This window comes from Mycobacterium sp. 852002-51163_SCH5372311, assembly GCF_001667115.1.
In the GTDB taxonomy this organism is placed as follows: domain Bacteria; phylum Actinomycetota; class Actinomycetes; order Mycobacteriales; family Mycobacteriaceae; genus Mycobacterium.
Genome location: NZ_LZIJ01000079.1, coordinates 17305 through 37853, shown reverse-complemented (window position 1 = coordinate 37853; position 20549 = coordinate 17305). Strand labels below are relative to the sequence as shown.

Annotated in this window: 17 protein-coding genes and 1 tRNA gene; 11 read left to right on the top strand and 7 right to left on the bottom strand. The window is 66.2% G+C overall.

Features of this window, described 5'->3' with window-relative positions; all coding sequences use genetic code 11:
- Window positions 1–27 precede the first annotated feature (27 nt).
- From fdh to nrfD, 3 genes are read left to right on the top strand one after another with little or no spacing between them, the layout of a single operon-like run.
- Window positions 28–3306 (top strand): formate dehydrogenase, encoded by a 3279-nt coding sequence (gene fdh, locus A5791_RS10125; RefSeq protein WP_082966848.1) that lies wholly within the window; start codon window positions 28–30, stop codon window positions 3304–3306.
- A complete protein-coding gene (locus A5791_RS10120) occupies window positions 3306–4268 on the top strand; it encodes a 4Fe-4S dicluster domain-containing protein (protein ID WP_067234873.1) in 963 nt (320 codons plus the stop codon). The genes fdh and A5791_RS10120 overlap by 1 nt, the downstream gene beginning before the upstream one ends.
- Complete coding sequence (gene nrfD / locus A5791_RS10115; RefSeq protein ID WP_067234871.1) at window positions 4265–5326, top strand: NrfD/PsrC family molybdoenzyme membrane anchor subunit; 1062 nt, start codon at window positions 4265–4267, stop codon at window positions 5324–5326. Before A5791_RS10120 ends, nrfD begins: the two co-directional genes overlap by 4 nt.
- 8 nt (window positions 5327–5334) lie before the next feature.
- Here the strand turns inward: nrfD and selD are convergent, their stop codons facing one another.
- Window positions 5335–6306 carry a selenide, water dikinase SelD gene (gene selD / locus A5791_RS10110; RefSeq protein ID WP_067234869.1) on the bottom strand — a complete coding sequence of 324 codons (972 nt, stop codon included), beginning with the start codon at window positions 6304–6306 and terminating at the stop codon, window positions 5335–5337.
- Window positions 6307–6409: 103 nt separating this feature from the next.
- Here selD and A5791_RS10105 point away from each other — a divergent pair.
- The 4 genes from A5791_RS10105 (at window position 6410) to A5791_RS10090 (ending at window position 11580) form a co-directional block, all read left to right on the top strand.
- Window positions 6410–6505 (top strand) — tRNA-Sec (locus tag A5791_RS10105).
- A gap of 59 nt (window positions 6506–6564) precedes the next feature.
- Complete coding sequence (gene selA, locus A5791_RS10100) at window positions 6565–7872, top strand: L-seryl-tRNA(Sec) selenium transferase (protein ID WP_067234867.1); 1308 nt, start codon at window positions 6565–6567, stop codon at window positions 7870–7872.
- 3 nt (window positions 7873–7875) lie between these two features.
- The gene (gene selB / locus A5791_RS10095) at window positions 7876–9669 is read left to right on the top strand and encodes a selenocysteine-specific translation elongation factor (RefSeq protein ID WP_067234865.1); all 1794 of its coding nucleotides are present in this window, start codon (window positions 7876–7878) and stop codon (window positions 9667–9669) included.
- A gap of 306 nt (window positions 9670–9975) precedes the next feature.
- Window positions 9976–11580: a SulP family inorganic anion transporter gene (locus A5791_RS10090; protein WP_082966847.1), complete on the top strand. Its 1605-nt coding sequence runs from the start codon at window positions 9976–9978 to the stop codon at window positions 11578–11580.
- Here A5791_RS10090 and A5791_RS10085 read toward each other — a convergent pair.
- From A5791_RS10085 to A5791_RS10070, 4 genes are all read right to left on the bottom strand, one after another.
- Window positions 11577–12623, bottom strand: coding sequence for a phosphotransferase family protein (locus tag A5791_RS10085; RefSeq protein ID WP_067234862.1), 1047 nt, complete (start codon window positions 12621–12623; stop codon window positions 11577–11579). The two genes, A5791_RS10090 and A5791_RS10085, sit on opposite strands and share 4 nt — an antisense overlap.
- A 3-nt stretch (window positions 12624–12626) precedes the next feature.
- Window positions 12627–13847 carry an acyl-CoA dehydrogenase family protein gene (locus A5791_RS10080; RefSeq protein ID WP_067234851.1) on the bottom strand — a complete coding sequence of 407 codons (1221 nt, stop codon included), beginning with the start codon at window positions 13845–13847 and terminating at the stop codon, window positions 12627–12629.
- A gap of 56 nt (window positions 13848–13903) precedes the next feature.
- Window positions 13904–15010 carry an NDMA-dependent alcohol dehydrogenase gene (locus A5791_RS10075; protein ID WP_067234834.1) on the bottom strand — a complete coding sequence of 369 codons (1107 nt, stop codon included), beginning with the start codon at window positions 15008–15010 and terminating at the stop codon, window positions 13904–13906.
- 118 nt (window positions 15011–15128) lie between these two features.
- Entirely contained in the window at window positions 15129–16241 is a 1113-nt protein-coding gene (locus A5791_RS10070; RefSeq protein ID WP_067235255.1) for an adenylate/guanylate cyclase domain-containing protein, read from the bottom strand.
- A 103-nt stretch (window positions 16242–16344) separates the two neighbouring features.
- Between A5791_RS10070 and A5791_RS10065 the strand changes: the two genes are divergently transcribed.
- From A5791_RS10065 to A5791_RS10055, 4 genes are read left to right on the top strand one after another with little or no spacing between them, the layout of a single operon-like run.
- The gene (locus A5791_RS10065; RefSeq protein ID WP_231995848.1) at window positions 16345–17469 is read left to right on the top strand and encodes an NAD(P)/FAD-dependent oxidoreductase; all 1125 of its coding nucleotides are present in this window, start codon (window positions 16345–16347) and stop codon (window positions 17467–17469) included.
- Complete coding sequence (locus A5791_RS27180) at window positions 17447–17686, top strand: FAD-dependent oxidoreductase (protein WP_231995847.1); 240 nt, start codon at window positions 17447–17449, stop codon at window positions 17684–17686. Before A5791_RS10065 ends, A5791_RS27180 begins: the two co-directional genes overlap by 23 nt.
- Before the next feature lie 33 nt (window positions 17687–17719).
- Complete coding sequence (locus A5791_RS10060) at window positions 17720–18550, top strand: phytanoyl-CoA dioxygenase family protein (RefSeq protein ID WP_067234824.1); 831 nt, start codon at window positions 17720–17722, stop codon at window positions 18548–18550.
- A gap of 15 nt (window positions 18551–18565) precedes the next feature.
- Window positions 18566–18949, top strand: a complete 384-nt coding sequence (locus A5791_RS10055) for a RidA family protein (protein ID WP_067234817.1) — start codon at window positions 18566–18568, stop codon at window positions 18947–18949.
- A 70-nt stretch (window positions 18950–19019) separates the two neighbouring features.
- On the opposite strand, the gene A5791_RS10050 is transcribed toward A5791_RS10055, so the two are convergent.
- Window positions 19020–19829 carry an SDR family oxidoreductase gene (locus A5791_RS10050; protein WP_067234811.1) on the bottom strand — a complete coding sequence of 270 codons (810 nt, stop codon included), beginning with the start codon at window positions 19827–19829 and terminating at the stop codon, window positions 19020–19022.
- Entirely contained in the window at window positions 19826–20533 is a 708-nt protein-coding gene (locus tag A5791_RS10045; protein WP_067234803.1) for a transporter, read from the bottom strand. Before A5791_RS10045 ends, A5791_RS10050 begins: the two co-directional genes overlap by 4 nt.
- Window positions 20534–20549: the final 16 nt, after the last annotated feature.

Sequence of the window (20549 nt, the reverse complement as noted above, 5' to 3'; positions counted from 1 at the left end):
GCAAGTGCGGCGCACTAGGCTCGCAGCATGGCAATCCCGCGACTTTTCCTGGAATGGCCCGTCATCCGTCAGTTGCGTTCGGGGGATGTGCTCGGGCGCGGGCCGGCGGTCACCTCCAAGCAGACTCGCGCCATCGCCCCGCGCACGTCGACGGCCGACCGGGTGGTGCAAAGCGTTTGCCCATACTGCGCGGTCGGCTGCGGGCAGCGGGTATATGTCAAGGACGAGAAGGTCGTTCAGATCGAGGGCGATCCCGATTCGCCGATATCCCGCGGCCGGCTGTGTCCCAAGGGCTCGGCCAGTGAGCAGCTGGTCAACTCGCCGGGGCGGCAGATCAAGATGCTCTACCGCGCCCCTCGCTCTACCGAATGGCAATCGCTGGACCTCGACACCGCCATCGACATGGTCGCCGATCGCTTCGTCGAGGCCCGCCGCCACGCCTGGCAGGACATCGACAAGAAGGGCCATCCGCTGCGGCGCACCATGAAGATCGCCGCCCTGGGCGGCGCGACGCTGGACAACGAAGAGAACTACGTCATCAAGAAACTCTTCACCGCCGCGGGTGCCATTCAGATCGAGAACCAAGCCCGTATTTGACACTCCGCCACGGTTCCCGGTCTGGGAACCTCCTTCGGGCGCGGCGGCGCCACCCAGTCACTGCAAGACATGGCCAACTCGGACTGCATCGTCATCCAGGGCTCCAACATGGCCGAGTGCCATCCGGTCGGCTTCCAGTGGGTCGAAGAGGCTAAGGCCCGCGGCGCCAAGGTTATTCACGTCGACCCGCGGTTCACCCGCACTTCGGCGGTGTGCGACAAGCACATTCCGATCCGGGCCGGCTCCGACGTGGTGCTGCTGGGAGCGCTGATCAACCACGTGCTCACCCACGAGCTGTGGTTCAAGGAGTACGTACTGGCCTACACCAACGCCGCGACGTTGATCAACGAAAACTACCGGGACGCTGAGGATCTAGGCGGTCTGTTCTCCGGCTTCGACCCCGAGACCGGAAAGTACGACCCGTCGACATGGGCTTATGCGGAGCAGGAAGCGGAGCAGGACACCGATCACGAACACGGAGCCGACGCCTCGGACCGTGCCGCGGGCGATGTGCACGGCAGCGGCGGACCGCCCTTGCCGCATGCCCGTGTGCTGCGCGACGAGACGCTGCAACATCCGCAGACGGTGTTCCAGATCCTCAAGCGGCACTACGCCCGCTACACACCCGAGATGGTGCGCGACGTCTGCGGCGTCAGCATCCGGGACTTCGACTATCTGGCCCGCACTATCGTGGAAAACTCCAACCGCGACCGCACCACGTGTTTCGCGTACGCGGTGGGCTGGACACAGCACACGCTCGGCGCCCAATTCATCCGTACCGCAACGATTTTGCAGCTGCTGCTGGGCAACGTCGGACGCCCGGGCAGCGGCATCATGGCGCTGCGCGGACACGCCACCATCCAGGGATCCACCGACATCCCGACGCTGTTCAACCTGCTTCCCGGTTACCTGCCGATGCCCATGGCCGGCGTCCACGACAGCTTCGGCGAGTACGTCGACGCCGTCGGGCCCAAGAGCCAGAAAGGCTTCTGGGCCAACGCCGACGCCTACATCGTCAGCCTGCTCAAAGCCTGGTGGGGCGAGGCCGCGCGGGAAGACAACGACTGGGTCTACGACTACCTGCCGCGGATCGACGGTCCGCACGGCACGTATCAGACGGTGATGTCGATGATGGAAGACGACGTCGACGGGTACTTCCTGCTGGGCCAGAACCCGGCCGTCGGATCGGCGCACGGCCGCCTGCAGCGACTCGGCATGTCGCACCTGAAGTGGCTGGTGGTCCGCGACCTCAACCTCATCGAGTCGGCCACCTGGTGGAAGGACGGTCCGGAAATCGCGTCCGGCGAGTTGCGCACCGAGGACATCGAGACCGAGGTGTTCTTCTTCCCGGCGGCCACCCACGTCGAAAAGGCCGGATCGTTCACCCAGACGCAACGGCTGGTGCAGTGGCGGCATCAGGCCGTCGCACCGCCCGGCGACTGCCAGAGCGAACTGCAGTTCTTCGTCGAGCTGGGCAAGCGAATCCGCGCCCGGCTGGCCGGTTCGACCGACGAACGCGACCGCCCGCTGCTCGATCTGACGTGGGACTATCCCGTCGACGAGCACGGCGAGCCGGATCCCGAATCGATAGTGGCCGAGATCAACGGCTGTCACCTGTCCGGGCCCGACGCCGGCACGCCCGTGTCCGGGTACACCGAACTGCGCGCCGACGGTTCGACGTCGTGCGGCTGCTGGATCTACTCCGGGGTGTATGCCGACGGGGTCAACCAGGCCGCCCGCCGGGTGCCACACGGTGGCCCGAGCCCGAGTCAGTCGGAGTGGGGCTGGGCGTGGCCCGCCGACCGTCGCATCCTCTACAACCGGGCGTCCGCCGACCCCGACGGCAAGCCCTGGAGCGAGCGCAAGAAGTGCATCTGGTGGGACGAGCAGCAGGGCCGCTGGGTTGGCGACGACGTGCCCGACTTTCCGGTGGACCGCGCGCCGCACGCGCGGCCGGACCCGGACGTCGGCGGACCCGACGCCCTGGCCGGCGACGACCCGTTCGTCATGCAGGCCGACGGCAAGGGCTGGCTGTTCGCGCCCAAGGGCATGGTCGACGGCCCGCTGCCCACGCACTACGAACCGCAGGAGTCGCCGGTCGCCAACGCGCTCTACCCGCAGCAGCAGAACCCGTCGCGAATCATGTTCCCGCGCAAGGACAATCTGAGCGCACCGAGTGCCGACGAGCCAGGAGCCGAGGTGTACCCGTACGTGTTCACCACCTACAGGCTCACCGAGCATCACACCGCGGGTGGGATGAGTCGCTGGCTGCCCTACCTGTCCGAGTTGCAGCCCGAGATGTTCTGCGAGGTCTCTCCGGAGTTGGCCGCCGAACGGGGCTTGGAACCCTACGGCTGGGCTACCATTGTTTCTCCGCGGGCCGCCATTGAGGCCAAAGTGCTTGTCACCGAACGTGTTACGCCCCTGGTGATCGGCGGTCGCACCGTTCACCAGATCGGGCTGCCCTACCATTGGGGCGTCGGCGGTGACGCGGTGGTGAGCGGGGACGCGGCCAACGACCTGCTCGGCGTCACCCTGGACCCGAACGTACAGATCCAGGAGTCCAAAGCCGGCTCGTGCGACATCCGTCCGGGCCGCCGGCCGCAGGGCGAGGCGCTGCTGCGCCTGGTCGAGGAGTATCAGTCGCGGGCGGGTGCGACCGTCGAGACGGGTAAGGCGCGCGTCACCGACCCGGAACGGGAGGGCTGATGGGCCAGCTGGCAGGACCGACCGATCCCACCGCCGACGCGCGGTGGCCAGATCCCAAGCCGCGCAAGGGTTTCTTCACCGACACGTCGATCTGTATCGGCTGTAAGGCGTGCGAAGTGGCCTGCAAGGAGTGGAACCGCAATCCGCTCGACGGCGAGCTGGAGTTGCTGGGCTCGTCCTACGACAACACCGGGCACTTGGGTGCCAGCACGTGGCGGCACGTCGCGTTCATCGAGCAGGGCCGCGACCGCATCGAGCAGGCGCGGGAATCGGGACGCGCGCTGGTGAACCTGGGTATGCCGAAGCTGCCTGGCCCGCTGGATACCACACCGCCCGACACTCCGGAGTTCCGCTGGCTGATGGCCTCGGACGTCTGCAAGCATTGCACGCACGCCGGCTGCCTGGACGTCTGCCCGACGGGCGCGTTGTTCCGCACCGAGTTCGGCACCGTCGTCGTGCAGGACGACGTCTGCAACGGGTGTGGCACCTGTGTTGCCGGTTGCCCCTTCGGCGTGGTCGAACGCCGCAGCGACGGGACCTACACGACGCCGGCTCAGCGGTCGGATCGGCCGGCCGAAAAGTTCGTCACCGGTGTCGCCCAGAAATGCACGCTCTGTTACGACCGGCTCGTCGAAGACCAGACACCCGCCTGCGCCAAGACGTGCCCCACGACGTCGATCAAGTTCGGCAACCACGACGAGCTCGTGGCGCAGGCCCGCGAACGGGTCGCCGAATTGCACGCGCAGGGGCTCACCGAGGCCCGCCTTTACGGCGCCAACGAGCACGACGGCGTCGGCGGCACCGGGTCGGTCTTTCTGCTGCTGGACGAGCCGGAGGTCTACGGCCTGCCGCCCGACCCTCGGGTACCTACCGCCGACCTGATGCAGATGTTCAAACGGGCCGGCATGGCGGGGGCCGGCATGGTCGCGGCCGCGGCGCTGGCCTTTTGGAAGCGTCCGTGAGCACGTCGGAGTTCGACAGCTTACGACCGCCGCAAGCCGGCGGCGGTCGTCGTAAGCGGGGGAAGAGGCGCCGCGACGAGACCCTGATGGTGCCCGAGGCGGAATTCACCAGCTATTACGGACGCCCGGTGGTCAAGCCGGCACCGTGGGGACACGAGGTCGGGGCGTACCTGTTCCTCGGCGGCGTGGCCGGCGGGTCGGGATTGCTCGCCGCCGGCGCCCAGCTCACCGGGCGTCCGGCACTGCGCCGCAACGCGCGGCTCTCGGCGCTGGTGGCCGTGATACTCAGCGCGGCCGCCCTGGTCAAGGATCTGGGCCGGCCCGAGCGATTCGTCAACATGATGCGGACCATCAAGCTCACGTCGCCGATGAGCCTAGGCTCGTGGATTCTCAGCGCCTTCAGCGCGGGGACCGGCATTGCCGCGGCGGCGGAGGTAGACCGTCTGACGGGCGAGCGAATTCCGTTGGGGCCGTTGCGGCCTGTGCTGCGGGCGGTCGAAGGGCCCGCCGGTTTGGAGGCCGGCCTGTTCGCGGCACCGCTGGCCGTTTACACCGCGGTGCTGCTCGGCGACACCGCGACCCCGACGTGGAACGCCGCCCACGAGCACCTGCCGTTCGTCTTCGTCAGCTCGGCCAGCCTTGCCGCCTCGGGTCTGGCGATGATCACCACGCCCGTCGCCGAGACCGGTCCGGCGCGGCGCCTCGCCGTCCTCGGCGTGGTGGGCGATCTGGTCGCGACGAAGGTCTTGGAACGCCGGATGGACCCGGTGGCCGCCGAGCCGCTGCATCACGGCGCCCCGGGCCGGATGCTGCGGTGGAGCGAGCGGCTGGTCATCGCGGGCGGATTGGGGACGCTGCTCGGCGGGCGGCATCGTGGCGTCGCGGTGGTGTCGGGCCTGGCGCTGATGGCGGCGTCGGCACTCACCCGGTTCGGCGTGTTCGAGGCGGGGCTGGAGTCCGCCCGCGATCCGCGCTACACGATCGAGCCGCAGAAGCGCCGGCTGGCTGCCCGCCGGGCGGCGGGCATCACCGACGACTCGATCACGACAGGTGGCTGACGCGGGGTTCAGCGGATCTCGATGCCTGCGCCCGCGACGGTGTGGCCGATCACGGGATAGCCGGGTATCTCGCCGACGACGAGCAGGCCGCCCGAGGTCTGGGCGTCGGCCAGCAGTAGCAGGTCGTCCTCAGCGACGTTGTGCCGTAGATGCGGGCGCACCCAGTCGAGATTGCGTCGGGTGCCGCCCGAGACGTACCCGTCGCGCAGCGCCTCACGCGCGGCGTCGAGCACCGGCACCGCGGCACGCTCGACGACCGCCCCTACCTGGGAGGCCCGGCACATTTTGTGCAGGTGTCCGAGCAGACCGAACCCCGTCACGTCGGTGGCCGCGCGCACGCCGGCGGCCACCGCAGCTGTGGCAGCGTCGCGATTCAGCTGGGTCATGGTTGCTATCGCCTCTTTGAAGACCTCACCGGTCTGCTTGTGCCGGTTGTTGAGAAGGCCAACACCGAGCGGCTTGGTGAGGGTCAGCGGCAGACCCGGTTCGGCGGCGTCGTTGCGCAGCAGCTTGCCGGGATCGGCGACTCCGGTTACGGCCATGCCGTACTTCGGTTCCGGGTCGTCGATGGAATGGCCACCGATCACCGGGCAGGCCGCCTCCGACGCCACCGCCAGTCCCCCGCGCAGCACCTCCGTCATCAGCTCGAGCGGCAGCAGATCGCGCGGCCACCCGACGAGGTTGATCGCGACCACCGGGCGTCCGCCCATCGCGTACACGTCGGACAGCGCGTTGGCCGCGGCGATGCGGCCCCAGTCGTAGGCGTCGTCGACGACCGGCGTGAAGAAGTCCGCCGTCGACAGCACCGCCAGGTCGCCGACCAGCACCGCGGCCGCGTCGTCGCCGTCGTCGAGCCCGACGAGGACGTTCTCGCTCGGCTGCCCGACCAGGCCACGCACCGCCTCTTCGAGTTCGCCGGGCGGTATCTTGCACGCGCAGCCGCCGCCGTGCGCATACCCCGTGAGCCGCGTCTGGGACATGGGCCGAGCGTACGTGTCCGCGAAGGTGCAACTACCGACGGCGCCACTCGGCAAACGCGTCGCCAATCGCACTTTCGCGGTGCTGGAAGCTAGGTTTACCGATGGAGACGTTTGGGTTCCTGGTGGTCCCCCCGGTCTTCAAAACCGGTGAGATCGAGCAGCTCGGTCTGGCGGGTTCGATTCCCGTCCGTCTCCGCCACCCTCTGCCGACGAGACCGAGGGGCCGACGAGACCGAGGGGACGAGACCGAGGAGGAACGTGACGCAGGTCGACCCGCGCCGGCTGATTCCGCGCACGGATCAGTTGCTCGCGCTGCCGGCGGTGCAGCGCGCGCGGGCGCGGTTGGGCGAGCACGTCGTCAGATCGGTGGTGCGTGATATCCAAGACCAGGCCCGGCGCGGTGACCTGGCGCCCGACCAGGTGCAGCACGGCGTGCTGGCGTCCCTGGCCGCCCGCACCACCACGTCACTGAAGCCGGTTCTCAACGCCACCGGCGTCGTCGTACACACCAACCTGGGCCGTGCGCCGCTGGCCGCGGGCGCGGTCGAAGCGCTGGTCGAGGCTAGCGGCTACGTCGACGTCGAACTCGACCTGGCCACCGGCACCCGCTCCAAGCGGGGCGTCGCTGTGCGCGAGGCCGTGCTCACCGCCTGTCCGGTAGCCGAGGACGCGCTGGTGGTGAACAACGGCGCCGCGGCGCTGGTGCTGGCGACCACCGCGCTAGCTGGCGCCAGAGAGGTCGTGGTGAGCCGTGGCGAGCTGATCGAGATCGGCGCCGGGTTCCGGCTGCCCGACCTGATCGCGTCTACCGGTGCCCGGCTGCGTGAGGTGGGCACCACCAACCGCACGCATCTCAAGGACTATGCGGAGGCGATCGGCCCGCAGACCGGGTGCGTGCTCAAGGTGCACCAGAGCAACTTCCGGGTGGAAGGCTTTACGGCCAGCGTCTCGCTGCCCGAGCTTCGGACGTTGACCGCGGAGCGGGAGGTGCCGTTGGTCGCCGACCTCGGCAGCGGACTGCTCGCGCCCGACCCGTTGCTGCCCGACGAGCCCGACGCCGCGACCGCGCTGTCCGACGGCGCCGACGTCGTGACCGCCAGCGGCGACAAACTGCTCGGTGGGCCCCAGGCTGGTGTGGTGCTCGGCCGCGCGGACGTAGTGGCCCGGATGGCACGGCATCCGCTGGCACGCGCCGTGCGCGCCGACAAACTCACCCTGGCCGCGCTCGAGGCGACCGTTCGGGCCGGGGTATCGCCGGTGACGCAGTCCCTGCACGCCGATCCCGAACGGCTGCGCGCCCGGGCCGAGCGGCTGGCCGCGGCGGTCGGCGCGCCCGTCGTCGCACACGACGGGCGGATCGGTGGCGGGGGAGCGCCCGGCGTTCCCCTGCCCGGATGGGCGGTACGGCTCCCCGAGTCCGCCGCCGCCCTGCTGCGCGCGGGGGATCCCGCAGTGCTGCCGCGGGTGCACGACGGCGCCTGCCTGCTGGACCTGCGCTGTATACCCGAGTCCGACGACGATCGCCTGCTGGACGCTGTACGCGCAGCGTTAGGCACGGACCGCTAGATCGTGCCCGTCCGGAACGTCATCGCTACCGCCGGCCACGTGGACCATGGCAAGAGCACCCTCATTCGTGCCCTCACCGGTATGGAGCCCGACCGGTGGGAGGAAGAGCGCCGCCGGGGACTGACCATCGACCTCGGCTTCGCCTGGACGACGCTGCCGTCGGGCCGCTCGATCGCGTTTGTCGACGTGCCCGGACACCAGCGCTTCCTGGCCAACACGCTGGCCGGCCTCGGGCCGGCGCCGGTGGTCTGCTTCGTCGTTGCCGCTGACGAGGGTTGGCGAGCGCAATCCAGCGACCATCGAGATGCGGTCGCGGCGTTGGGAATTCGTCATGGCCTCATCGCGATCACCCGCGCCGACCGGGCGCCGGAGCGCGGGGCGGAGGTTCTGGCGCAGGCGCGTGCGGAGCTGGCCGAGACGGGTCTGCGGGATGCGCCCGGGGTGATCGTGTCCGCTGTCGACGGCACCGGCCTGGACGAGTTGCGGGCCGCCCTCGACGGCGTCCTGGATCGGTTGCCGGTCCCCGACACCACCTCGCGGTTGCGCCTGTGGGTGGATCGATCGTTCACCATCACCGGCGCGGGCACCGTCGTGACCGGCACGCTCGCTGCCGGCACCGTGGCCTGCGGTGACCGGCTGGACGTGGTCGGCGCGAAGCGCATGCGCTCGGCGGTTATCCGGGGTCTGCAGAGCTGCGGCCAGCCCTACGCCACCCTCGGACCGGTGGCTCGCGTGGCGCTGAACCTGCGCGGTGTCTCACGCGATGCGATCCACCGCGGTGACGCCCTTGTCACTCCGGACGCCTGGCCGAGCACCCGCACGCTCGATGTGCGCCGTACTACGGGCGGCCCGTTGACCGAGGTCGCGACGCAAATCGTGGTTCACGTCGGGACAGCGGCTGTGCCCGCGCGGCTGCGACCTTTCGACGACGATCACGGGCGACTGACCCTCGACAGGCGACTGCCGCTGGTTCTCGGCGATCGGCTGGTGTGGCGTGTGCCTGGCAGCGCTGGAGTGCTCGGCGGCGCTCAGGTGCTCGACGCCGATCCACCGGTGTTGCGCCGGCGCGGCGACAGCGCGCGCCGTGCGGCTGTGCTGGCCGCGATGGACGCCCGCGGTGACGTCGTGGCAGAGGTCGCCCGCCGGGGTGCGGTGCCCGAAAGCCACCTTCGCCGGCTGGGATTGTCAAGAGAGTCCGTGCCGGCCGAGGTGCGGGTGGTGGGGGGCTGGTGGGTGCATCGGCCGGCGTATGACGCGTGGCAGCAGCGATTGCGGGCAGCGGTAGACGAACTGCACACCCGAGACCCGTTGGCTGCGGGGCTATCTCGCGGCGCGGCATGTGACCTGCTCGCGCTGCCCGATAAGGCGCTGCTCGACGCAGTCGCCCGCGACGCCGGGCTCGAGCAGGATGGCGGCCATATCCGGGTGGCCGGTGCTCGTGACGACCTCGGCCGCGCCGAAGTGGCGGTGGGCGAGCTGGAAACCCGGCTGCGGGCCGAGCCGTTCCGCGCGCCGGAGGCCTACGAGCTGTCGGCGCTGCACCTTGGTGTGCGGGAACTGGCTGCGGCCGAGCGCGCCGGCCGCGTGCTGCGGCTGCGAGACGGCGTGGTGCTGCTGCCCACGGCACCTGCGCTGGCCATGCGGGAGCTGGCGCGGCTCGAGCAGCCGTTCACCACAAGCCAAGCGCGGCAGGCGCTTTCCACCACACGGCGGGTAGCGATCCCGTTGTTGGAACACCTGGACGCACGCGGCTGGACCCGCCGATTGGACGCCGGCCACCGCGAGGTCGTGCGGTAGATAGGCCGAGCAGACGCAAAATCGCCCAAAACCGCGGTCTTTTAGGCGATTCTATGTCTGCTCGCGAAAGGGAGGGGGCCCAGCTCGCCGCGCGGAAAGATTTGGATTCGCTATGCACCCCGCCCGCCAAGTTGACCGGGCAGCACAGCACCCATACCTTCGGATGAAGGGGCGAGGCGTTTATCAGCCGGACAACGAAGTTCGCGCTGCGTGTAAATGCCAGTGCGCCAACAGGTTACACCGACCTACCGCCATACGATATGCGGTTATCGCAACGTCCCCTACCACCAAACGAGGGAGCGATCAATGCAGCACGCCTATGAGGCGGGCAACCAAGACGTCGAAGCCCGCCCGGCGTCGCGAACAGACCGCCTGCGCTCGGTGATTCGCCACGACCTGCCCGCATCACTGGTTGTCTTCCTGGTCGCGCTCCCGCTGTCACTGGGAATCGCCATCGCATCGAACGCACCGGTGCTCGCGGGGCTGATTGCCGCGATCGTCGGGGGCATCGTCGGCGGAGCCATCGGGGGGTCGCCGTTGCAGGTCAGTGGGCCCGCAGCGGGTCTGACCGTCGTCGTCGCCGACCTCATCGCCGAATTCGGCTGGGGGATGACGTGTTTCATCACCATGCTGGCAGGCGTCATGCAGATCCTGTTGGGGCTCAGTCGCGTTGCACGAGCCGCCCTGGCCATCTCACCCGTCGTCGTGCATGCGATGCTGGCAGGCATCGGAATCACGATCGCACTGCAGCAAACCCACGTGCTGCTCGGCGGCGAGTCACGAAGCACCGCTTGGGAAAACGTCACCGGTCTGCCCGCACAGGTTCTCGGGGCCCACCGGCCAGGTCTCATCCTGGGCCTGCTTGTGATCGCCATCATGGTCCTCTGGCGCAAGGCCCCTCGCAAACTTGCCCGCATTCCTGGGCCGTTGGTCGCCATCGTGGTCGTGACCGTCGTTTCGGTGTTGTTTCCGTTCAACGTGTCTCGCATCAGGCTGGATGGCTCGATCCTGCAGGCGATTCACCTGCCGACGTTGCCCCACGGAAGCTGGGGAGCTATCGCCGTCGGAGTAATCACCGTCACGCTCATCTGCAGCGTCCAGAGTCTGCTGACCGCGGTTGCGACCGACAGAATGCACGACGGACCGCGCACCGACTTGAATCGCGAGTTGATCGGACAAGGCGCCTCAAACCTGGTGTCGGGCGCCATCGGCGGTTTGGCCATCGCCGGTGTGATCGTTCGCAGCTCGGCAAATATCAATGCGGGCGCCAAGACCCGCGCGTCCACAATCATGCACGGTTTATGGGTCCTGGTCTTTGCACTGCCTTTCGCGGGGTTGGTCGAACGGATTCCCACCGCAGCGCTCGCAGGCCTGCTGATCGTCATCGGAATCGAGCTGCTGAAGCCGGCGCACGTCGAAACCGCTTTGCGCAACGGCGATCTCGCCGTCTATGTGGTGACCGTAGTCTGTGTCATCTTCCTCAATCTCCTGCACGGCGTCATGATCGGACTGGCCCTCGCCATCGCGATGACCGGATGGCGGGTGATACGGGCCAGGGTGCAGACCGAAAAGGTTGGCGACGAGTGGCATGTGGTCGTCGAGGGGGCTTGCACATTTCTGGCGCTGCCCCGGCTGACGCACGCGCTGGCTTCGGTGCCGCGGGGCGCGATAGTCACCGTCGAGCTGTCGGTAAACTACCTCGACCACGCTGCGCATCAGGCGATCAGCGACTGGCAGCGGCAGCACGTCGCTACGGGCGGCACGGTCCGGATTCTCGGCGGGGTGCAGACGGGCCGGCTCGCCCATCGGGCGGTGCGGGACCTGGTGGAACCCCAAGTGCCGGAGGCGACCAACGTCGAACCCAGCCCAGCCCGGCCGACCTTGGTCGAGGCGACGGCCGAGACCACCTAACGGGTACCGATCCCTGCGGCGTCGGCGATTTCGGTTGCTTTGTGCACCCGCGCGTCGATCCACGCAACGGTGGGAGTTCCTGCGGCAGCTTTGTTTTGCGGCTCGTCCCGTGCCCGGCGCATGACGCCTTCGGCGATGATCGCGAGCTTCCACAGGCCCAATACGTGCCAATACTGCAAAGCGGCCGGATCACGGCCGGTCGCTTCCAGGTAAAGCCGAGTCATTTCGGCACGATCGGGAAAACCTTCGAGCGTGGACGGCGCGAAGTCACCTCCCGTCGTCTCACCGGGCTCGGGCCAGTAGGTGAGCAGACTGCCCATGTCGGCGAGCGGTTCGCCGAGCGTGGACAGTTCCCAGTCCAGGGTGGCTACCACCTCGCCGGACTCGGGCGAGGTGATCAGGTTGCGCAGATGGAAATCCCCATGCACCAAGCTGATTTCGCTTTGCTCCGGGGCGGCGGCCACCAGACGGCGGGTGAGATCGTCCAGTTCGGGCAGCTCACGCGTCTTGGACAGTTCCCACTGCCCGGCCCACCGTTTGAGCTGGCGCTGCGCGTAGGGCTTGTGGCTGGCCAGGTCATCGAGGCCCACCTCCGCGAGGTCGACGGCGTGAATCTTGGCCAGGGTGCGCGGTAAGTCAAGGGCGATCTGGCGTCGCTGCTGCGGCGTCAGCGCCTCCGCGACGGCCATGGTGTCGACTACCCGGCCGTCGACAAACTCCATCAACACCAGCGGCGCCTCGGAGTACTCCGAATCTGTTGTGGTGCCTAATATTCGGGGAACCGGCACGTCGGTATTCTCTAGCGCCGCGATGATTCGGGCCTCCCGCAGCACGTCGTGCGCCGAGGCCAACAGATGACCCAACGGTGGGCGGCGCAGTACCCAGGCGTGGTCCGCGGCATCGGTGACGCGGTACGTCAGGTTCGATTGGCCGAGGCCGATCCGCCGGAAATCCAGTGGCGTCTCCACCTCTAGCCCCAGCTTCGTGAGCCACCGCGCCACCGCATCCGGGTCGACGCCGACAACGCCCTGCGTCTCAGTCATGACTCACGCCGACCCGCCTACCCGGTACTTGCGCAACTCCTGCTTGGCGATGGCCCGCTTGTGCACCTCGTCGGGGCCGTCCGCCAACCGCAACGTGCGCAGGTGCGCCCACGCCATCGCGAGTGGGAAGTCGTCGGTGACCCCGCCTCCGCCGTGCACCTGGATGGCCCGGTCGACGATCTTCAGCGCGATGTCGGGCGCAGCCACCTTGATAGCCGCGATCTCTGTGCGAGCCTCCTTGTTGCCGACCGTGTCCATCAAATACGCGGCCTTCAACGTGAGCAGGCGGATCATCTCGATATCGATGCGAGCCTCGGCGATCCAGTCTCGAATATTGGCGTTGTCGCTGACCGGCTTGCCGAAGGTGACGCGCGCCTGGGCTCGTTTGCACATCAGCTCTAACGCCCGCTCGGCCATGCCGATTGCGCGCATGCAGTGATGGATGCGACCAGGTCCCAGCCTGGCCTGGCTGATGGCGAAGCCCTCTCCCTCACCCTTGAGCACATCCTTCGCCGGTACTCGCACGTCGTCGAAATCGATCTCGGCGTGCCCTTCTCGGTCCTGGTAGCCGAAGACCGGTAGGTTGCGCCGCACCGTGATGCCGGGAGCGTCGATCGGCACGACCATCATCGACTGCTGGCGGTGCGGGGCCGCATCGGGATCTGTCTTTCCCATCACGATCAGCACTTTGCAGTTGCGGTGCATGCCGTTGGACGCGAACCACTTTCGTCCGCTGAGGACATACTCGTCACCGTCGCGGACCATCGACATCTCGACGTTGGTCGCATCCGAGCTCGCGACCGCCGGCTCGGTCATCGCGAAGGCCGACCGGATCTTGCCGTCCAGCAGAGGCTTGAGGTAGCGCTCCTTGTGTTCGTCGGTGCCGAACAGCGTGAGGACTTCCATGTTGCCGGTATCCGGCGCGCTGCAATTGCACGCTTCAGATGCGATGTGACTGCGGCCCATGATCTCGGCCAGCGGCGCGTATTCCAGGTTGGTCAATCCCGGGCCCCACTGGGGGTGTGGGTGAAAAAGATTCCACAGCCCTCGCTTTCGCGCCTCTGCTTTGAGATCTTCCAGAACGGGCGGATGGAAGTGCGGATCGCCTGCTTCCCGCATCTGTTGGTCGTAGACGGCCTCGGCCGGGTACACATGCGAAGTCATGAACTCCAGCAGCTCTGTCTGGTACTGCTGGGCTCGCTCGGAGATTTCGAAAAGGGACATAACCCTCCGTTCTCTTGGCTGCACACCACCGATCGCTCCCAATGAGCCCGGCACTGTCAGTGAATAATGATCCCGCGAATGTTCTTGCCGTCGCGCAAGTCCTGGTAGCCCTGGTTGACGTCCTCAAGGCGGTACTTCGTCGTCACGAGCTCATCGAGCTTCAGCTGTCCGGCGTCGTAGAGCCGCAACAACCGCACGATGTCATACTGCGGGTTCGCCGACCCGAAAAGAGTTCCTCGGATGGTCTTTTCGTTGAGGGTGAGCATGGCGCCGGAGACATGTATGGTTGCCTTCGCCGGGTCGGCCAAGCCCGTCACGACGACTGTGCCGCCCTTGCCAACCACGTCGAACGCAGCCGAAATAACCGCTTCGTCCACGATGCCGACGGTAACAATCGCCTGGTCCGCGCCCTGGCCCCAGGACAATTCGGTGACCTTCGCGGCCGCCGCGGCCGCGCTCTCGAAAGCATGTGTCGCACCGAATTTCAGCGCGGTGTCACGCTTGAGCGCTACCGGGTCGACTACGACGACGTACTTGGCGCCGGCATGCGCCGCACCCTGCACGGCATTAATACCGATACCACCGACGCCGTAGATGACCGTGATGTCGCCCGCGCGAACGTCACCGGCGTAGGTGGCACTACCCCACCCGGTCGGCACTCCACAGCCCACCAGGACCGCGGTTTCGAGCGGCAGCCAATCATCGATCTTGACGACCGAGTGCTGTGAGATGGTGGCTTTCTTCGCAAAGGTTCCCAGCATGCACATCGCGCCGAAATCTTGGCCCCCGCTGTGGAACCGGAAGGAGCCGTCGGGCATGCACCCCTCGAGGATCGTCGCACCCATGTCGCACAGACTCTGCCTACCGGTGGAGCAATACCGGCAATGACCGCAACTCGGGATGAAGCTGCACACGACATGGTCACCAGGCTTCACCTTCGTGACGCCCGGACCGACGTCCTCGATGATCCCCGCGCCCTCATGCCCGCCGACGATAGGAAAACGCGGTGGCAGATCCCCGTCGGTGAGGTGCAGGTCGGAGTGACAAAGGCCAGCTGCCGTATAACTGATCAGAACTTCGCCCTCACGGGGTCCGTCGAGGTCGAGTTCGATGATCTCGAACGGCTTGCTCGCCTCGAAAAGCACTGCGGCTGTTGTCTTCACCCAGACCTCCTTGGAATACCTGCACTGGGACGTGCTCGGAGGGCGACGTGACAGCGACTCGATCTCAAATCGGGTTTGATATTAAGCTGTCGAATACGGCGTTGTCAATAAGCTCGGGTCAGCTGTCGGCGCGTTGGATCCGGAAGAGCTTGACCTCGGCGCGCACACCTTTCAGCCGTCGTGCGCCGATCGAAAACCACTCGAAGTCACCGACATTGCCCACCGCATCACGCGTCGACTCGGCGGCCAAAACCGTCCCGGGTTGTGCAGCGGCGGTGACTCGGCTGGCCAGGTTGACGGGACTGCCGAACCAGTCGCCCGCCCGGGTGACGGCTGACCCCGAAGCGACACCAATCCGCAAGGGCGGCAAGTCGTTCGCCGCCGCAGCGGCTAAATCCAGTACCGCGTCCAGCAGTGGCCGGGGATCCGGGCAGGCCAACATCACCGCGTCGCCGATCGACTTGACGAACCGGACCGGTGTTGCTACGACGTCATGGGCCAAATCGGCGAGCCGGCTGGCCACGCGTTCCAGATCCTCGGGCGGCAGCGCTTCGCCGAGCCGGGTGAAGCCGGCCACATCGGCGAACGCGATAGTGACAGGACGCGCGCCAGGCAACGTCCCGGCGGCTCGTTCCGCCGCGTTGACGGCCTCGTTCTCGACCGAATGACGCAGTTCCAGACGCATCAGGTCGTCCATCATCGGTGCCAGTAACGGCACCGCCACATGGGCCAGTTGCTCGGTTGCCTGGGCCAGCTCGATCTCGGACGAACCCGGCCGCAACAAGGTCTTGAGGGCTGCCTCGCGCATCATCGCTGCGGCATGTCCCAGGCTTTCCACGAGCACCCTCATTACGGCAGCCGCGTCCTCGGGGTCATAGCCGATATCCAGAAAGACCTTGGCGTGTTTCACTGCCTCGGCGTCCGCTCGTGGCAATACGGTCGCGTCCGGGTCGTCGATCCGGGGCAGGCCAATGGCACGTTGCATGCGCTGCAGCACACCGAGCTCGATCCCCGTTGACTCACAGATTTCGCGTGCAGAGACCAGCGTTCCATCGTCGCCGAGCACACGGTAGGCGGGCAGCATCATGGGTGCGGCGCCGGATTCACGAATGTGGTCGAGACTGAAGCCCCGGTCGAGCAACCAGTTGATCAGCTCCACGCGGTCCTGGCGAGCGGCACCCTCGAGGCCATCGAGCAGGCCGGACGCTTCGATATCGACGTCTGCCGCCATGCGGTCAACCATATTGCCTTGTGAATGCGTTCAGTGACGAACACGTGGCGATCGCGCGTTGACAGGAGCCACTGCCATGCATAAACTCAAACACGATTCGACTTTGATTACAAATCCGACCATCCCAAATCTGACGGAGAAGACCTTGGCGAAAAGCTATGACGCTGCGGTGGTCGGTGCCGGCTTCGCGGGGCTCATCGCGGCACGAGACCTCAGCGTTAAGGGGCACTCGGTGGTGCTATTGGAAGCGCGCGACAGGGTGGGTGGCCGCACATATACGGGCGAGGCTTTCGGTCGCCAGGTCGAGTTCGGCGGCACCTACGTGCACTGGACCCAGCCGAACATCTGGAATGAGCTGCAGCGATACGACATTCCGCTGATGCTGCCCGTCGTGCCGACGAAGGCGTATTGGCTCGCCGAGGGCGCTGTGCATTCGGGCACGCCGGAGGAATACGGCGCGGCGGTCGCGCCGTTGATGGATCGATTCTTCGCCGATGCGCGGGAAGCTTTCCCGCAGCCCTTTGACATCGAGGTGGTCGACACCAGCGCTGTCGAGAAGGAGACGATCGCGGACCGGCTCAACTCGCTGAAGCTTTCCCCGTACGAGCGCGATCTGCTGGACGGGGCAATGGCGGGGCTGGTCACTGACTACCGGGAACACGGTGTCGCGCAATTCCTTTCCTGTGTCGCGACCTACTTCGGCAGTTGGGCGGCGTTCTTCGAAAGCGCCGGGACGTGGCCGATCGAGGGTGGCACCAAGCGGCTCGTCGACGCCATCCTGGCCGAATCAAACGCCAAACTGCGCCTGTCCACACCCGTCGCGTCCGTCGCGGACGGCGACTCGGCCGTCACCGTGACCACCCGGGCGGGCGAAACCATCCGGGCTCGCGCAACCGTTATCGCACTACCCCTGAATACGCTTGGCGACATCATGATCACTCCGGACGTCCCGCCGGCGGCGCGCACCATGATCGACGAGAAGAACCCGATCATGGGCTCCAAAATCTGGGTGCGGGCCAGGGGCGAGCTAGAACCCTTTCAGATCATGACGCCGGTCGGCCAGAACCCGGTCAACGCCGCACGCGTCGAATACCACGCCGACGGTGACACATTCATCATGTGCCTGTGCTCCAACAGCGCCGATATCGACGCGGCCGATCGTCAAGCGGTGCAGCGTGCGCTGCGGGTTCGCCCCCGACATCGAAGTGCTCGAGACCGCCTGCCATGACTGGGTCAGCGACGAGTTCTCAAAAGGGGGGTTCATGCTGCATCGGCCGGGTCATTTCACCAATGGCGCGCGGCAACTGCGGCGGGCGCACGGACGAATTCACTTCGCCGGCAGCGACATTGCCGGCGTAGAAGCTGGCGCGATCGAAGGTGCGATGGACACGGGCGCGCACGCCGCCCGCAACGTCGCCACGGCGTTGGCCAATGGCTCCTGCTGAACAGACGCGGTTAGTGAGGGGAGGAGGGCGAACATGCGGGTGGTGACCGAACAGATGAAGCGCGACTATGCGAACGACGGTGCCGTACTCATCCGGGGCATGTTCACACCCGAGCAACTCGAGCGCGTTCGGCAGTGCTTCGACTACGGAATCGCCCACCCGGGCCAGCCCAGTAAGGTGTACAAAGGAACACCCGACGAGCACTTCAATGAATACGGAAATCCCGCGAACGTGGACCAGTACTGTGCCTTGATCGATGAGCTAAGACTCCACGATTTCGTTGCATCCCTGTGGGATTCGGAGCACGTCTGGTTCCTCGGCGAGGAACTGTTCATCAAGTCGGGCGGGAAGGCCGGGCGATCGCCCTGGCACCAAGACACCTCCTACATGCCGGCCAACGGGCCGCATCTGGTCAACATCTGGATCAGCTTTGAGCAACTGCCCAAACGTAATTCGCTGGAAATCGTCCGAGGCTCGCATCTCGGCACCCAGTACGACGGCACTTCCTACCTCGATCCGTCCGACCCCACGGCGCCGGCCTGGGGTGGCGAATACTTTCCGCGACTCCCGGATATCGAGGCTGATCGTAAGAAAGACCCAAAGTCGTGGGACGTCATTTCGTGGGACATCGAGCCGGGCGATGCGCTGGTGTTCCACTCCGGCACCTTGCATGGTGGCGCTCCGGTGACGCCGGATTGCACGACTCGCCACACTCTGGTTCTGCGATTCTTCGGCGACAAGCTGTTCTACCGGCCGCTCCCCAATACGAAGCCGAATTACGGGACCGACGCAAGCGCGCTCAACGACCCGTCGCTGAAACCGGGTGAGCCCTACCGGTCCAGCTACTTTGCCCAACTGCGCTGATCTGGAGACGTTGCCATGAAAGAAGTCATCCCGGAGTGGATGAAGCCGATATACGACGCCTATCATTTCGCGCCTGCGGTGATCGACGGCGACTATCTGCGGTGCTCGGGAATGATCGGTTTTCGACCTGACCTGAGCGTCCCGGAAGAGCCGACGGCACAGTTCACCCTGGCTTTCGAGAACCTGCGCGGACTGCTGCAAGAGGCGGGTCTGACGTTTGCGAACGTGACGGAGATGACCACCTACCACGTCGGCCTGCAGGCGCACCTGCGGGCGTTCGCCGCCGTCAAGGACGAGTTCATGCCCGCTCCGTACGCGGCGTGGACGGCCGTCGGGATTTCCGAATTGGCCGCTCCCGGAGCACTGGTCGAGATCCAGGTCACGGCACGCATGGCGTGAGCCGCGAGACTACGTCCCCCAGTTATCCGTCGAACGTGGAGGATTCATCCATATCACCCACATTCGGTGACTACGGCGAGTAGTGCGACCGCACTATCGCTGCGCTCATGTCGGGGACTGACCGGAACAGCTCGGCATTCCCGAGTCGTTGTCCGCCGTCGATCACGAACGTCTCGCCCGTTACCCAGCTCGCCGCATCCGAGACGAGGAACGCCACGGCCGCGCCGACGTCCTGCGGCTCGCCGATGCGGCCCAGCGCGGTAGCCGAAGTCAATTGCTTCTCATGCGATTTCCACAGCGCCTCAGCCAGTTTCGTGCGGACGACACCTGGCGCGACGGCGTTGACCCGTATCTTCGGGGACAGTTCGAGCGCTAGCTGCTTGGTGAGGTGGATCAGCGCCGCCTTCGAAGCGTTGTACAGCCCGAGATTGGCCTCAAACCCCATCCCACCAATGGAGGCGGTGTTGACGACAACACCGCCGTGCTTGCCCATCCACGCGCGCGTTGCCAACGAGGTCCACAGGATGGGGGCCCAGAGATTCACGTCGAAGGTCTTGGTGAAGCGGGCATGGTCTTGATCGATGACTGGACCAAACGACGGGTTGGTGCCGGCATTGTTCACGAGGATGTCGACGCTACCGAACTGTTCGAGAGCTAGCTCGATGCAGCGTCGGGCGGCTTCTTCGTCGACGGCATGCGCACCGACCCCAATCGCGTTGCCGGACACAGCATCCGCCGCGGCATCCGCGGATTCTTGTTGGCGCGCGGTCAGTACAACGTTGCCGCCGGCTGTCGCGATCGCCTGCGCGGCCGCCAAACCGATGCCTCGTGAGGCGCCGGTGACGATGGCTGTGCGGCCGGTGAGATCGAGTTGGTTCATGCGGGCGATGGTCGTGTGGGCATTTGTGAAGCGGGTGCATTAACAGCCGAGATTCGTTCGTTGCTGTTATGCAGCGCGCGATATCCGAAGTAGTACACGGTCAGCTGGGCGGCCCAGGTGGTGAGGGCCAAGATGTAGAAGATCGTGTGGTGTTGATCGTCGCCGGGTATGTGATAGAAGTCGTACATCCCTGCGATCGCGGCCGCTGCGGCCGTGACGACCGTTACGGCTATCGCGTTACCGTATTCGCCGATTCTCCATAGCCGCCACGCGAAATAGAGCAGGAACAAGGTGGTGAGCGCATTCATCACGACATAGAAGACCGCTGCGGTCAGCCCGAGATCGTGGGCGAAGAACAACATGACCAGTCCCGCGACGATGGCGAGAGCGAAGACGCCGATATCGAAGGCCGGCGACGGTTTGAACCCGTGGGTGACCTTCATCAGACCCAGGACGAGAATCACGGTGATCCCGATTGACCGGGAGAACGCATCCAAGAAGAAAGCCAGGTGATACATCGGACTGGTTTCGTTGGCGCCGATGAGCCCGTACACCAGGAAGTTGGTCCCAGACGTTCCGACGATGATCCATTCGAGGCCGAGCAAGTAGTTTCTATAGTTGCGGATGAACTTCCAGCCGTAAGTAAGCCCGGCGAAGATCATGAAGAGATCGGCGAGTGCGTAGAGTGCGGTTTTGAGATCCATGGTCAACCTTGTGTCG